Origin of the sequence: Kamptonema animale CS-326 (assembly GCF_028330895.1) — a bacterium.
GTDB lineage: Bacteria > Cyanobacteriota > Cyanobacteriia > Cyanobacteriales > Microcoleaceae > Kamptonema > Kamptonema formosum.
Genome location: NZ_JAQMUA010000041.1, coordinates 1 through 14483, shown reverse-complemented (window position 1 = coordinate 14483; position 14483 = coordinate 1). Strand labels below are relative to the sequence as shown.

Genomic DNA, 14483 nt, shown 5'->3' with positions numbered 1-14483 from the left:
CGTCTAACCATTGTTGCAAAATTATAGCCGCCGCCTTGCGATCGATTAAAGCCTTGTTTCTCGACGGTGAGATATTTTCTGTCAACATTAACTGCTCTGCTTGGACGGAAGTCAGTCGCTCGTCTACGTACTCTAAAGGCAAAGCAAGAGCTGATGCTAAGCGGGAGGCGTATTTTTGCACCTGTCGAGCTTGGAAACCAAGAGTGCCGTTCATGTTATAGGGCAAACCAGAGACTAGAACTTGTACGCCTCGCTCTGTCACAAGCTGCCGGAATTGAGCTACATCTTTATCAAAGGACGAGCGTGCGATCGTTCCCAAACCAGTAGCAATTAAACCAGTGCCGTCGCATCCAGCTACGCCAATACGCTTTTGACCGATATCTAATCCCAATGCTGAAATTCTACACTTATAATCCATGTGTCAACACACTCAAGAATTAGCTTCTGCCCATCATTTAGTATCTGCTCCTAAGTGATTAAGATTAGGAAGGTGAGGAGGAACATCTGATTTTAGTGGGGAAATGGTTTTAGCATCAGGAGCTGGGATTTCCGATGCTGCATTGGGTTGGCCGCCTAAGCCTTCTAACAATTTTGGCTTGCTATCTGATTGAACTCCCGGTGTCCCATTGGCTTGTTCTTCCATCGGGCCTAACCAGGACATTCGACTCGGTACGGGTTTGCGAGCTGGCTGGAAGCTTTGCAGCACTTCCGATAGCTGGAGTCCTTCTAGAGAAACTGACTTAGATTCTCGCAGCTTATGCCAAACTGAGCGGGACATTAGCAAGGTGTTTTCGATGCGGTTGGCTCCTACTTGTTCTAAATAGGCTTCCCGCTCCGGCTGATAGTCGGCGGAGGCGAGGTGTAGGGTTTGAGCTGGAAAATCCTGGGCGAGACGGGCCATTTGGGAAAGTAGCTCTGGGTAAAGCCAGGTATAGGCTGGGTGGACTGTCAACTGGGCGACGTGGGGGCGATCGCCATCACGGGACAATTGCACCTGAAAATAGCCGATCGCGGCTTTCCGCTGGGGTTCAAATACGTAACCGCTCACTACCTCAGTGCGTTCGGCCCACTGTCTAACTCCTTCAACTAAAGCTCTCAAAAAGCTGGATTTGAAGTCTTGGATGTGGCGATCGAAGACTTGGCGCACCAATGGTGGCATTGATGCAGTATCTAATTGATAGAGTAACTGGGCATCAGCGTTACTGACGGGCAAAAGGTTGGGTAAATCTGGTGTCGCTTCGGCTAATTGTTGAAGCCGCTCTTGCGCGATCGCCCAATAAGTCATTTGAGCCAGAGGTTGAAAGCCATTCTGCCGATAAAGTGCCAGAGTGGTTTTGTCGTTAACATTCACCTCTAGCAGCCAAGTGCGGGCTTCCCAAATGCTTTCAAAGCAATAGCGCAGTAGTAACGAGCCGATACCTTTGCTTCTAGCTTCTGCATCCACGAATGCTCTATCAATTCGCCAAGTGCTGCGGGTACGGTTGAAGGGGGAAACCTGAACCACGCCTCTAACTTGACCGCTTTCTTCGGCAACGTGGGCGCGGAAAAGGTACTGACAAGGATTGGGGAACAGGCTCAAAAATTTTAGCAGCCAACACCAGCGACGAATCTGCTGTAACTTTCTGCTGAACCCTAGATCGCTAGTGGCAACTTTATTCTCTTCTACATCGGTTGTCTGGACGTACAATTGCTCAATTGCATCTATGTCCCGGTATTGAAAGGGGCGGATGACAACTTGATTTTGATTTTGCGACAGGAAGGGATTCATATCGGGTGGGGGGTGGGGGGTGGGGAGCAACTTAATCAATTAAAAATTAAAAATGCAAAATTAAAAATTGTGAGATTTAATTTTTTAATTTTTAATTTTTAATTAATAGGGGGAGTGGAGGAAAAAGTTTGATGGTTGATGTTTGAAAGTGTTTTTACTAGGACATATACCCATTATCGGCTAAAAACAAAGGGTTGTGATTACTTCCGGCTTGTTTGGCTTCCCTGGCAAGGGCGATCGAGCTTGACCCGTAATGACAGACATACCTGGTTCTGGCATAAGTCCTATTTACTTTTTGCTTTTACCTTTAATACCGTTCCCCTTTGCTCTTCAACCTTTACTCTTCACTCTCTATGGTTACACAAGTGATGGTAACGCCGCTCTCTGGGCCTTTACTTGAATGCTCAGACAGCGGTTGAGTTGTTGAGCAATTAATTGGGTAATTAATTCCTCTTAGGTATAGCAACCGCCAGGGCGGTTAGGGGTTAGGGGCTAGGGGCTAGGGGCTAGGGGAAGAGAGGGGAAGAGAGTCAATAGTTTGAGCCATGTAATGAGTGTCTTAACCGTTGTGGCGGTTGCTATATTTGCCTTAGATTAGCTGGGTCGAATTAAAACCAGTGGCGTTCGCTCGTCAGCATTCCCCGCCGGGTTGCTTTTCAAGGCTTGCTCTAAAAAGGCAGGGGAAAGACCGACAGTTGCTGCTAATATTTTAACTGCTTTCAAGTCGTTAGCGTCTACGATCGCACTCGCCATTCCCGTTTCTCGCTGAATGCGGTCAACTACTTCCTGGGGATTTTCTGGGCCGAGGACTATAAACTGGTCGTAGGGTGGTAGCGTACCTGTTACGTCGTCGATCAGTCGTGCTTGTTCCCCCGCTAGCTGGTAAAAGACTCCGGGTTTGCCAAAGATTTTCGCGATCGCTCCAATTGTAAATGCAGCCAACACTCGCAATGGCCCGACAATATCAACTAATGCCTGCATCCCGCAAGCTGTCGCTAAACTTGATGTCGGTAAGAAGAATAAACACACCCGCTTTGCTACCCATCCCGGTTTTACTTCGCTGGGATGACGAAATCGGCCCTGCATAATTGCCACAGGAGTCTCGCCAATTGTCACCACATCGCCTTTTTGTGCGTAGGGAAGAGCATAGCGCTTGACAACTTCTACCGGGTCATCAATTGGGCTCAATATGTGGGTACGAATCGGAAAAACATCGCCAACACCTACATTTCTCGCTTTGGGAGTTGTATCTGAAGTTGGAAATTGCAGTGGTACGACTACATGACGGACTTTTGGAATCCGCCCTTGGGGGCCGTAGGTGACATAATTTACTTGCACCCAAGCTGACTGCAATTGATTCAAATCCTCGCCGTGAATTTCTACTGATACTTTAACTTTTGTAGTCTTACGAGCTTTAACGATATACCCGAACCAGTAGTCATCTGCTCTTGCTGGTGTCTCTTTGTGGCAAGGAATCACCTTGGTTTTGTGGGTAACTCCGTCTAAACTGCCATCTGATAGGAGTTTTACCCGTGCCTCAACCTCTGGCAACATGATTTCAAAACGATCGGTTAGGTTCTGAAATTCCATTTCCCCCACTAATAGGTAGCGATCGGGTTCTGCTACGCTTAAGTGCCAATCTCCCGGCATCAGGTTTAATTTATTGCCGGGACGCAGACGGTACTGCAACTCTAGGGCGAATCCGCCTAATGCCAGCAGTGAAGCTCCTGCTGCGACTCCAATTGCTAAACTGCCAATCACTCAAATCACCACTTATCAAAATTTCACTGTAGTCAATTATTACCTTAAAGTTAAGCGCCGCAAAGATAATTATCCTCTGGGTCTTAACTTTCAGGTGGCGATCGGATTTTTAATACCCAATCTGCTGTCCTCTGTTTTGCTGACATATTCCAGGTTAATAGGAGTAGCATTCCTGCGATCGCTGCCTCTATTATTCTTCTATCGCCTTTTATATCGCTATCCGGCACAGCCGGAACGAGATCGCTTCTTTCCCCTTTCCCATTTCGCTTTTCCCCCTTTGGGTCGCCGATAGTAAATTTCCCTACTTAAATTTGGAGCCAATTAGATTAGGTACGCATCAGACTGATTAGTCGATCCTCAGTGACATTCATAGGCTAAGTTTTTCTTCCCCTCTCCAGACGCGACAACTTCCTCTAGCTGCCACCAAATTTAGCAAATTAGTAGTATTACCTATTCTTCCATCCCCTCTCAACCGCAAAGATCGGCACCACTTCTCGGCGCAATCTTACCGCGTGCCAGTAGCAGAACAGGATGGTCAAAACGCTTTTGAAAAAGTACAGCGACACCACCCTCCGCCTAAAACTTGTCCCAAGGGATTATACCATTTTGGATTTTTGATGCAAGGATGAGAGATAAAATTCATCCTTACCAGCAGACCGAGACGGAAATAAAAGGCCTGAAAATTCCCAGAAAAATGGAAATAAGACTTTATCCCACAGAAAGAATGTGAAATAAATTAGGTGTAATGTGTTCTAATTAATGTAGTAAACCTAAATTCACGAGGTATTCTCAATGGTAGAAACAGCTACAGCACCTTTAACAGGAAAAGCTCTGCTTCAAAAAATCAAAGGCAGCGATTTACCACGCCGAGAACTAGCCAAACTCTGCGGCTACTACACAGTCAGCAAAGGCGGCGATACTCGCATCAACTTAGCAGAGTTTTACGACTCTGTACTAGCTGCTAAAGGTATTGAGCTAGAGAAAAGCAAAGCTGATGGTCGCGGCCGAGAAGCTAGTTATCGAGCAAGCGTTCACAAAAATGGCTCGATTGTTATTGGGGCCAATTATACGAAAGAGATGGGCTTAAAGCCAGGGGACGAGTTTGAAATCAAATTGGGCTACAAGCACATCCGCTTGATTCAGATTGATGCTGACATGACTGACATTGGAGGCGATGACGAGGGCGATGAAGAAGATGGAGAAGAATAAAGACTAGGGGATTGTAAATCTACTCCCGCACTTACTCCTCTAACCACACTTTATGTCCCTAGTTCCTCTATGTTTAGCTAATGTTACTAAGACTTGCGTACTGACACAAAAATCATTGTTCGGATCGTTGGTGAAAAGGCTGGAAGCCTTATCCTAGACTGGATTATCCGGCTGAGTGCGTAAGTCTTAGTTGCTTTACAAGGGAGAAAATATCAGTCTTGCCGATCTCGATCCGGACGGCTATGCGACCTTGCCGACAGTAAATTTTGGCTTGGGGATTTTGGATTATTTAGTTTTGCGCCTCGATGACGAATCGGTGGAACAAATCGAAAAACTGCTCTCCAAAATCTCCGATCTGCCGGCATTTGCCTGCGGTGGGTACACTTCCCAGCCAAGCAGGTAAATCTAGAATTGCCAATCTAAAAATCTGCACGCAGGCTAACTCAGCAGGGCAAATTTAGTTCCTGTTTGTTCAAACAAGAGGAAGCGATCGGGGTCAGGGGAAGGAAAATTAAGAAAACTTTTCTTTGGCTTTCCTTTCCGCTTTCCCTGTCAACCTCCAGAAGTAGAATCAATCTAAAATCTAAAATCTAGAATCTTTGCTGGTCGGCTAGGGCGGTCGTGTAATACGCCCAAACCTTAGTTTTGTCAAGCTAAAATATTAAAATCTAAAATCTAAAAATTGGCTGCCCGATGAACTGTCTGGACTATTTCTATTTTCTGTTGGGTCGCAAGGACTACAGCGTCTCTGAACTTAACAAAAAGGGGCACGACAAGGGGTTTGAGGCGGGTGATATTCTCGATGCGATCGCCGAACTTCAAAATCTTGGCTATCAGTCTGACTCACGCTTGGTTGCTAGCCTAATTCGATCGTCTAGCGGTAAGTATGGTAAATCTGTAGTCAAGCGCAAGTGTAGAGAAAAAGGAATTGATGGGGATTTATTTGAAGAAGTGTGGGCACAACAATACCCAGAAACAGAGAACACAGAGGACGAAAAACTCGATCTACTCAAAGCCAAGGTAATGCGGAAATATAAGATCGAGGACTGGAGTAAAGTTGACCCGAAAACGAAGGGAAAGGTCTTGAATTACTTGCAGTATAGGGGGTTTAATGCTTTTGAGCTTTGGCAGCAGTGGCAGAGAGAAGCAGAAGAGGAAAATTAAAAATTAAAAGTTAAAAATTAAAACTTAAATTTATCCAGATGATTAAAGCTGGGTTTGGAGAGAAAAATTAAAAGGGGGTTGGCGTAGCGCTCTAAGTTTTAGGACGCGAAAATTAAATAGGACTTGGGCACCCAACCACAGAAACCGGGTTTTTTTACGAAAATACTTCGCCCTTACCCACAGATTCTCTCAAAAACCCGGTTTCTGGGACTCCCTGCGTAAGTCCTATTAAACTTGCGATCCACATATAACCAGAAAAAAGTCAATCCCACAATGCAACATTAAAAATGATGAATTAAATTTTTAATTTTTAATTTTTAATTTTTAATTTTAATTTGCCTCTAGCCTTGATTGCCGCGATCGGCTAGCCTAACCTAGTAGGTGTGTAGGATAGATGAAAACAGAATTATGGATTACGAGCTCCCACAATTTCCAGTGCTGGGGCAACCCGTTCACATATTAGACGATTACCCAGGCTGGTTGATGTCGCGATCGCATCGGGGCCTCGGCAGTCATGTCGTGACGCTGAATGCTGAAATGGCAATGCTAGCAGAGCGCAACCCAAACCTAGCTAGAGCGATCGCTTCATCAGAACTTGTGATTCCCGACGGAGCAGGCGTTGTCCTCTACTTGCGACTCAAAGGCAAAACCATCAAGCGATGTCCAGGGATAGAGTTAGCAGAATCACTGCTGCGTCAAGTTGGACAAATGGGTTCCAATGAACCTGTATTTTTCTATGGGGGTTCTCCAGGAGTCGCGATCGCAGCAGCAGAGCGCTGGCAACAGCGAGTAAATGGATTAGCGATCGCATCTCAGCACGGCTATCTTTCGGAAACAGAAGAAACAGAGTTAGAAACTTCTCTCAAAGAGTTACAACCAAAGCTCATTTTTGTGGGTTTAGGAGTGCCTCGTCAAGAGTTTTGGATTGCCAAAAATCGTCACCTGTGTCCCCAAGCCATTTGGGTTGGAGTCGGCGGTAGCTTTGATATTTGGGCAGGAGTTAAAACCCGCGCTCCTGCCTTTTTCTGTGACAATCATTTGGAATGGTTATATCGGCTTTATCAAGAACCTTGGAGATGGCGGCGGATGTTAGCTTTGCCACATTTTGCCTTGAAAGCTGTTTTCAAAAGTTAACGGTTAACGGTTAACGGTTAACCGTTAACCAACTTAATTTAAGGAGTGGGTTTTGTAGTATTTGGCTTAGGAGAAGAGGAGGTAAGATTGGGAGTTACTGGTGGAGTTACTGGTGGAGTTGCTGGTGGAATTAATAGTGTTTCCTTACCAGCTACTACTGAAGAAGTATCAACCGTAGAGGCAATATCTTTTGGCCCAGTTTCAACTAGCCATTTATACTCATTGAGGGTTTCCGGGCGAGCAAATTTTTTGCAATGCTCCCATTCTCGTTGCTCTCTTTGTTTATTTTTCTGAATTTCTCGTACTTTTGCTAGCAGGCAATTCGCCATCCCGCCGCCGATTCGACGCTTATTAATTTTTTTGTCGAGTGCGATCGCAGATTCTAACTCCAAAGCAGCTTTGCCATATTCTTTTTGGTCTAATAGAACCCATCCGAGATTTCTGTGGAGTTGAAATTTTATCAGGTCATCGTTGCTACGCTGCAAACCCATGCGGAACAATGCTTCTGCTGTCGTGAACTTCCCTTGCTGGCGATAGATACGCCCTAGGTGGTTAAAACCTAAAGTAGTTCCATTTTCTAATGACCCTTTGTACATTTTTTGTGCTTGCTCTATGTCTCCTACGGATTCATAAATTTCCCCCAAGGCAATGCTAATTTTGTCATCGTCTGGATCGAGGGTAAGTGCTTGTTTATACTTCTCCTCTGCATTTGTCAATAGACCTAGATCGTAATACTTGCGTCCCTCCTGATAGTAGGAGTTAGCGATTTTAGGCAAGTTGGCTTGAGTAACGATCGCACCTAGCAATAGCGTAGCCGCAATTCCCAAGGTAACTTCGCTCTGTAAATGAGAGGGAATCCTCGCTTTATTCATCATATTCTTAATCACTTTCTCTCCTCCTCCGCCTTGCAAACTCGACAAAGCCAAGGCCATCAAACCGCTAGGGCCAATGATACCAAATGATTCCAGCAGGCCGAACCCGCCCACAGCAAATTTGGGTACCAAGCTTGTCATATAGGCAGCAAACGCAGTTATACAGAGGACGCTTAACCCATTCCAGAGGTCATCGAAACGATCCCAGGAGTGTGCTTGCTTGGCTGGTTGAAAAAACCACCACCAGGCTGACTCTGGAGGGTTCAAACTACTACGCCAGTCTTCTAATTTACCCGCCTCTGCGATCGCGCCAGCTTGTGTTTTTAACCGCTCATCTAACTGAAGTAAACTAGCTATAGTTGTCGCCGAAGACTGAGTTGGTGAGTTTAAAGCTACGGCGACGGCATCGCGAGCTAATAAGACGTTCAGAGTTTTTCCCTCTGATTTTGGTGTTTCTTGCTCAAACTCGTTCAGTGCTGTTACATAATCCACAATAGCCAGGTCTAATTCAGAAGCTGTGTTTTTATTTAAGTCAGTCATTATTTAACCACTTGTTCGCAGTATTATCTAGAAAGTATAAGCTACTTCAACAATCAATTTACCAGATTAAAGCTAGACTGCACCAGCTTTATATAGCTAGGGACTAGGGGCTACGATGCTCAGGGCTAGGGAAGAAGGAAGAAGAAAGAGGGAACAGGGAAAAGTTTACGACAATCAAGGATTATGAACCAGAGGTAAGACGCGCTCTGAGTTTATCTTCTTGCCTGTTTCTGCTGAATTTGTGCCAAATTCCCACTCGGAATAGAGGCGATTAATTGGCGCGTATAAGCTTGTTGCGGTTGCCGATAAATTTGTTCCGCCGGCCCAATTTCTTCTATTTTGCCTCGATTCATGACCATGATGCGATCGCTCATAAACTTGACTACACCGAGATCGTGGGAAATGAAAATATAAGTCAGTCCAAATTCCCCCTGTAATTCTTTTAACAAGTTCAAAACTTGAGCTTGTACCGACACATCTAGCGCCGATACTGATTCATCGCAGATAATAAACTTAGGATTCAAAGCTAAAGCACGAGCAATGCAAATTCGCTGTCTTTGACCCCCAGAAAATTCGTGAGGATAGCGACGCATTAAGTCAGGATTCAACCCAACTCTTTCTAATAAATAAGCAGTCCGCTCTCGCCGCTCTTTTATACTCTTACCAGCACCGTGAATCATCATCGGTTCCATCACGGCATCCCCAATATTTATGCGAGGATTGAGAGAGCTAAAAGGGTCTTGAAAAATAATTTGCAGATCGCGCCGCAACCATTGTAGCTTCTGAGCGTATTGTCTATTTTGGCGATGGTTGAGCGCCCATTGCCATTTAGAGTTTGCTTGATTAGGGGGTGTAATTTCTTCACCTTCAAAAAATACTTGACCGCTAGTTAGCGGAATTAATTGTAACAAAGCTCTAGATAAAGTAGATTTGCCGCAACCTGATTCTCCTACCAAGCCTAAAGTTTCTCCTGGTTGAACATCAAAAGAAACATCATTTACTGCCATAAATAAGCGTTTTATTTCCCCAAACATTCCCGATACAGGGAATCCCACTCGCAAATTTTTAACAGAAAGTAAGGGGTTTGATTGCTTAAAATTAACTTTTTCTTCGCTCTTTAAATATTCTTCAACTTTCCCAATTTTTTCCTTAATTAAAAATTCACCACTACCAGAAGTCGTAACTTCCATGAAATCAGCAATAGTGGGTAATCGTAGCGTTTGCCGCTCAGGATTGGGGCGACAAGCTAATAAACCTTTAGTGTAAGGATGTTGAGGATTAGTATAAATTTGTTCAATGCCACCGCATTCTACAATCTTACCTCGATACATCACGGCTACGGAGTCGGCAATTTCAGCGATTACCCCTAAATCGTGGGTAATAAACATCATCGCCATGCCTCTTTGATCGCGTAATTCCCGCAGCAAAGCTAAGATAGTTGCTTGTACTGTTACGTCTAAAGCTGTAGTCGGTTCGTCAGCAATTAACAAAGTAGGATTGCAAGAAATTGCCATTGCAATCATCACCCGCTGAATTTGACCGCCAGAGAGTTCGTGAGGATAGCGGTCTAGCATTGCCTGTTTCTGGCGATTGACTAATTGCATTAAATCGCGATCGTTTTCTGCAAATTTACTTCCTTCTTGGCTTTCTTCTAAGCACTTTTGTCTTAATTCTGAGTCGCTCGGTAACAGTTTTACTTCTTGTAATAATGATGCGGCTTCGCGCCTTGCTTCCACTTCGGAAACATTTTTATGCAGACAAATTGCTTCTGTTAATTGAAACCCGATGGTATAAACGGGGTTGAGGGAGCTCATAGGCTCTTGAAAAATCATGGAAATTTGGCTCCCCCGGTATTGTTGCCTATCTCTTGGTAAGAGTTGCAGCAAGTTTACAGGTGTAGAGGTGACAGCTTGTTTGCCGTCCCTCTTGGCGGAGGAAAACCAAATTTCTCCAGTGGTAGCAGCGGATGAACTCGGCACTAAGCCCATGACAGCGAGGGCGGTGACAGATTTTCCTGACCCCGACTCTCCGACAATTCCTAGAGTCTGCCCTCGTTTCACCTCAAAAGAGATGCCGTCAACGGCGTTGACTAGCACAGGCGATTCGCCTGGGCCGGCAGATTGAAATTGAACCCGCAGGTCGCGAACGTCTAGGACTGTTTCACTCATGTAAGGTTAAAAGCAAAAGTTAACGGGAATTTAACTGGATTTTAACAGTGTCTCGCCAACAGGTTGAAAAAAATCAAGGAGATATTTTCTGCTAAATTTTGCTTCTTGCATAAAGTTCAATCCGCTACATTGGCGATGATTGTGTTTCGCCTTTTTCGTTGTTAAAAACCAATTACCTGAGTGTTTTCTGGTAAGGCCGCTGTATCGGAAATTTTCTTAAAGACGGTTGCTTGAGCGTTAACAGCAGCGGGTCTAGGGTCGCCCGGTTTGGTTCCTTGCAATTGCAGGCGCATTAGACCTTCAGCGGTGAGTTCAAAGACGGTCATTACGGTTTGAGTGGCGCTGAGGCCGACATCGAGGTGCATTGGTTGATTTTTGGCATCAACTTTGTATCTCATTTCTTTGGCGCGGGCGGCCCCTTGGGGTGGTTGGACGACTAGATATAATTTGCCTTCTGGGGCAAAGATGAAACTGAAAGACTGACCGGATGGGTCTGTGGCTTCCCATTGTCCAAGCAATTTCTGGTCAATATTATCGGTGGGGGCGGCTGTTTCGGCGGGGGCGGGTGTTTGGGCTTGGGCTATTGTTGATGATGGGTTGGCTTGGGCGGCTAGGCTGCTGAGGATACCGAAACACAGGCAGGATGCAATTAATTTGGGAAGAAGTTTGGAGTTAGTCATTAGACTGCTGTGAAGTTGGGTGATTTCTGTTTTTATAGTCTAGTGCAAAAATCTCGATTTGACTGGTTTAAAATTTTATTGTGAAGGAAATTCGGATTAAATTAAGTTAAATAAAACAAAAGAATCTATGCCACCGATTGATTTAGCTAATATTAAAACCAGGTTGATTGGATGCGGTGCTATACAGTTAGTTGGGCAAACTATATCAACTGCGCTCAGCGTATCTACTGGTGCAACGGCAGGGATAGTGGGGGGCCCGATCGCAGTTGTAGGGGTTTCGGCTTTGGGAGCGATCGCAGCTAGTGTGGCTGGCGGTATGATGGCGACGGAATTAGGAAACCAGATAACGGAACGCTTAAGCAAAAATCGGAATATTCTCGATAACCACGATTTGACTCTGGCGGCGGGTGAGGCGATCGCTTATATTCTCAAAGAGGTGGCTCAGTCGGATCGGTTAATTGCGATCGCAGAAACCAAAAATTTACCTTATCAAGCAGAACCTTTCAATCAATTAGCTAATAAAGCTGTTGAATATTGGCTGAAAATTAACACAAATACGGCTGATTTGTCAAGGGGTTTAAGGATTTCTGAAGCCCAGCTAAATCTGATTTTTTCTGCTGAGGCTGAGGAGTTTGATGAAGTTACGGGATTAACTGCGGAAGATTGGCAGATTTTTCTCGGTGAATTGGCAGCAAGTCAGGGTAAATCTTTTGATGTTGATGTTATACAATTTGTCGCCAATCGGTTATATGAATCTTTCCCGAAGGCATTTCGCGAAGTGCTGAAAGATGATGCGAAAACGGGAGGGCAGAAGTTTGCGGCGATGGTGTTGAATCTGCATCAAATCGCTTTGGGAGAACTCAAAGATTTGGGGCTGCAAACTGGGGAAGTTCTGCAAAAATTGGAGGCGGTGGCGACTCAGCAACAGGTGTGCGATCTGATTAATAAATTGGATGCGATCGCCCTTGATATCCGCGATGATTTGGCGCAGGTTAAAGCCTCGCTGCAAAGATTAGTTGATACTTCTGCGACTAGATTGCCGCTTCCCTACGAGTGCGAGACGATTATTCAAGATAGTATTCAAGACTTTACGGGGCGCGAGTTTGTTTTTGACGCAATCACCCAATTTTTGCAGCAAAATCCCAAAGGATATTTTGTTTTAGAAGCTGAACCGGGAGTTGGAAAAAGTGCGATTATGGCTAAGTTAGTGTTGCTATTAAATCGATGCTGTGTTGCCCATTTCAACTCGCAATCTCAAGGCACTGTCAAGGCAGAGCAATTTCTGAAAAATGCCTGCACTCAGTTAATTCAATGGTTTAAACTCGATTATCCGCAACTGCCAGAAAATGCGACGGAAGATGGCAATTTTCTGATTCGGTTATTAGGAGAAGTTCGCGCTAAATTGGGCAACCAAAAGTTAATCTTTGTTGTGGATGCGCTGGATGAAGTTGATTTGAGTTTCCAGGGGCACAATAGCAATGTTCTCTATTTGCCAGATGCTTTGCCGGATAATGTTTATTTTATTGTCTCGAAGCGCCCGGAATTTTTGCCTTTGCCTGTGAATCATCGAGTTTTTGATTTGATGAAGTACGATGCAGAAAGTTTGGTAGATGTCAAGGCTTATCTTGAAAAACGCACCGACAAAAGCGCATCAATTCAGAGTTGGATTAACCATCAAAATCTACAGCGAGAAGAGTTTGTAACAGCGGTAGCTGAAAAAAGCGAAAAGAAATTTATCTACCTCCGTTATGTACTCGATGAAATCGAAAGCGGCGATTACAAGGATGTAAATTTAAACGATTTGCCAGCGGGTTTGCAAGCATATTATCAAAAACACTGGGGACAGATGATGGGAAGGGAAGACGATCCTCTACTGGAATTGAAAGTTAACATTATCTACAAGCTGTCGCAAGCGCGGGAACCAGTTTCTTGTCGTTGGTTAGCTAAATCTGTCCGCGAGACGGCTTTCAAAGTACAGCAGGTACTCAGGAAATGGGATTCATTTTTGCGACAGCAGCAAGTCAACAGCGAAATTCGCTACAGTATTTATCACAATAGTTTTCGCCAGTTTCTCGAAGCAGATGAAACCGTACAAGCGGCGGGAATTACTCTTGAAGAAATAAACCGCCAAATTATGGATAACTTGACAGAAGGATCACCGAAATGAGCGATTTAGGTGTGTGGTTGGCGAAGCAGTGGGCGGAAGATCGAGAATATCTTTTGAAATACGCACCCAGCGAATTTGTGAAAGGTGGGGAGTTTCAGCGTTATTACAATTGGCTGATAGATTTCGATTTTATTGAGGCGAAGTTGGAATTATTGGGGGTACAACTGTTAATTGAGGATTACGATTTAGCGAGAAATTCTGATTTTTTGCTGTCGGAGGGGCAAACAGAAACTCTGAAATTGATTCAAGGGGCAATTCGCAAGTCGGCGCACGTTTTGGAGAGGAATAAAACCCAACTGGCAGGGCAATTATTAGGAAGATTGTTGGATTTTGAAATGCCTGAGATTCAAGCCATGCTAGAACAGGCTAAACAATCGAAAGATTGTCTTTGGTTCCAGCCTTTAAAGGCTAATTTAGAACGGGCAAATGAAGGGGCACTGCGGACACTTATTGGTCATACTAACGAGGTAAATGCGGTGGCGATCGCACCGGACAACAAAACCGCGATTTCGGCTTCAAAGGATCATACCCTGAAAATCTGGGACACCGAGACAGGCCGGGAAGTGAAAACTCTTACTGGTCATACTAACTGGGTAAATGCAGTGGCGATCGCACCCGACGGAAAAACCGCAATTTCAGCTTCAAAGGATCATACCCTGAAAATCTGGGACACCGAGACAGGCCGGGAACTGAAAACTCTTACTGGTCATACTAGCGGGGTATATGCAGTGGTGATCGTACCAGACAGCAAAACCGCGATTTCGGCTTCAAAGGATCGTACCCTGAAAATCTGGGACACCGAGACAGGCAGAGAACTTAAAACTCTCACTGGTCATACTAACTGGGTAATGGCAGTGGCGATCGCACCCAACGGCAAAACTGCGATTTCCGCTGAAATCCCACCCAACCGCAAAACTACGATTTCAGCTTCACATGATAATACCCTGAAAATCTGGGACACCGAGACAGGCCGGGAACTGAAAACTCTTACTGGTCATACTAGCGGGGTATATGCAGTGG

The 14483-nt window shown here is 44.9% G+C and carries 13 protein-coding genes and 1 pseudogene; 7 read left to right on the top strand and 7 right to left on the bottom strand.

Annotated features, from left to right (window positions below):
• Nucleotides 1-418: Holliday junction resolvase RuvX (gene ruvX, locus PN499_RS02780; RefSeq protein WP_272030165.1), on the bottom strand; the 418-nt coding region annotated here is incomplete at its 3' end.
• A gap of 33 nt (nt 419-451) precedes the next feature.
• Nucleotides 452-1768, bottom strand: a complete 1317-nt coding sequence (locus PN499_RS02775; RefSeq protein WP_272030164.1) for a GNAT family N-acetyltransferase — start codon at nt 1766-1768, stop codon at nt 452-454.
• A 253-nt stretch (nt 1769-2021) separates the two neighbouring features.
• Between PN499_RS02775 and PN499_RS02770 the strand changes: the two genes are divergently transcribed.
• On the top strand, nt 2022-2168 hold the full coding sequence (locus tag PN499_RS02770; protein ID WP_272030163.1) for a hypothetical protein: 147 nt from the start codon (nt 2022-2024) through the stop codon (nt 2166-2168).
• A 194-nt stretch (nt 2169-2362) separates the two neighbouring features.
• Here the strand turns inward: PN499_RS02770 and PN499_RS02765 are convergent, their stop codons facing one another.
• Nucleotides 2363-3529: a F420-0:Gamma-glutamyl ligase gene (locus PN499_RS02765; RefSeq protein ID WP_334311646.1), complete on the bottom strand. Its 1167-nt coding sequence runs from the start codon at nt 3527-3529 to the stop codon at nt 2363-2365.
• An 83-nt stretch (nt 3530-3612) separates the two neighbouring features.
• On the bottom strand, nt 3613-3756 hold the full coding sequence (locus PN499_RS02760) for a hypothetical protein (protein WP_272030162.1): 144 nt from the start codon (nt 3754-3756) through the stop codon (nt 3613-3615).
• Nucleotides 3757-4321: 565 nt separating this feature from the next.
• Here PN499_RS02760 and PN499_RS02755 point away from each other — a divergent pair.
• The 4 genes from PN499_RS02755 (at nt 4322) to PN499_RS02740 (ending at nt 7036) form a co-directional block, all read left to right on the top strand.
• Nucleotides 4322-4738: an AbrB family transcriptional regulator gene (locus PN499_RS02755; RefSeq protein WP_272030160.1), complete on the top strand. Its 417-nt coding sequence runs from the start codon at nt 4322-4324 to the stop codon at nt 4736-4738.
• A 190-nt stretch (nt 4739-4928) separates the two neighbouring features.
• Nucleotides 4929-5141 carry a hypothetical protein gene (locus PN499_RS02750; RefSeq protein WP_272030159.1) on the top strand — a complete coding sequence of 71 codons (213 nt, stop codon included), beginning with the start codon at nt 4929-4931 and terminating at the stop codon, nt 5139-5141.
• 290 nt (nt 5142-5431) lie between these two features.
• Complete coding sequence (locus PN499_RS02745) at nt 5432-5902, top strand: regulatory protein RecX (protein WP_272030158.1); 471 nt, start codon at nt 5432-5434, stop codon at nt 5900-5902.
• 408 nt (nt 5903-6310) lie between these two features.
• Nucleotides 6311-7036, top strand: a complete 726-nt coding sequence (locus tag PN499_RS02740; RefSeq protein WP_272030156.1) for a WecB/TagA/CpsF family glycosyltransferase — start codon at nt 6311-6313, stop codon at nt 7034-7036.
• A 38-nt stretch (nt 7037-7074) separates the two neighbouring features.
• Here PN499_RS02740 and PN499_RS02735 read toward each other — a convergent pair whose 3' ends face one another.
• The 3 genes from PN499_RS02735 to PN499_RS02725 all read right to left on the bottom strand — a co-directional run bounded on the left by PN499_RS02735 (nt 7075) and on the right by PN499_RS02725 (nt 11296).
• Entirely contained in the window at nt 7075-8448 is a 1374-nt protein-coding gene (locus PN499_RS02735; protein ID WP_272030155.1) for a tetratricopeptide repeat protein, read from the bottom strand.
• 212 nt (nt 8449-8660) lie between these two features.
• On the bottom strand, nt 8661-10616 hold the full coding sequence (locus PN499_RS02730; protein WP_272030154.1) for an ABC transporter ATP-binding protein: 1956 nt from the start codon (nt 10614-10616) through the stop codon (nt 8661-8663).
• Nucleotides 10617-10777: 161 nt separating this feature from the next.
• Nucleotides 10778-11296: a hypothetical protein gene (locus PN499_RS02725; protein WP_272030153.1), complete on the bottom strand. Its 519-nt coding sequence runs from the start codon at nt 11294-11296 to the stop codon at nt 10778-10780.
• Nucleotides 11297-11423: 127 nt separating this feature from the next.
• Here PN499_RS02725 and PN499_RS02720 point away from each other — a divergent pair, with 127 nt between their 5' ends.
• Together PN499_RS02720 and PN499_RS02715 are read left to right on the top strand one after the other, a co-directional pair.
• Nucleotides 11424-13463, top strand: coding sequence for a P-loop domain-containing protein (locus PN499_RS02720; protein WP_272030152.1), 2040 nt, complete (start codon nt 11424-11426; stop codon nt 13461-13463).
• Nucleotides 13460-14483 (top strand): annotated as a pseudogene (locus PN499_RS02715) (WD40 repeat domain-containing protein); the annotation flags it as partial. The gene PN499_RS02720 and the pseudogene PN499_RS02715, both read left to right, overlap by 4 nt.

Excerpts from the sequence above, each read along its gene's own strand:
- PN499_RS02755 (WP_272030160.1), top strand. The coding sequence starts at position 4,322 with ATGGTAGAAACAGCTACAGCACCTTTAACAGGAAAAGCTCTGCTTCAA.
- PN499_RS02775 (WP_272030164.1), bottom strand. The coding sequence starts at position 1,768 with ATGAATCCCTTCCTGTCGCAAAATCAAAATCAAGTTGTCATCCGCCCC.
- PN499_RS02740 (WP_272030156.1), top strand. The coding sequence starts at position 6,311 with ATGGATTACGAGCTCCCACAATTTCCAGTGCTGGGGCAACCCGTTCAC.
- PN499_RS02725 (WP_272030153.1), bottom strand. The coding sequence starts at position 11,296 with ATGACTAACTCCAAACTTCTTCCCAAATTAATTGCATCCTGCCTGTGT.
- PN499_RS02770 (WP_272030163.1), top strand. The coding sequence starts at position 2,022 with ATGACAGACATACCTGGTTCTGGCATAAGTCCTATTTACTTTTTGCTT.
- PN499_RS02730 (WP_272030154.1), bottom strand. The coding sequence starts at position 10,616 with ATGAGTGAAACAGTCCTAGACGTTCGCGACCTGCGGGTTCAATTTCAA.
- PN499_RS02720 (WP_272030152.1), top strand. The coding sequence starts at position 11,424 with ATGCCACCGATTGATTTAGCTAATATTAAAACCAGGTTGATTGGATGC.
- PN499_RS02735 (WP_272030155.1), bottom strand. The coding sequence starts at position 8,448 with ATGACTGACTTAAATAAAAACACAGCTTCTGAATTAGACCTGGCTATT.
- PN499_RS02745 (WP_272030158.1), top strand. The coding sequence starts at position 5,432 with ATGAACTGTCTGGACTATTTCTATTTTCTGTTGGGTCGCAAGGACTAC.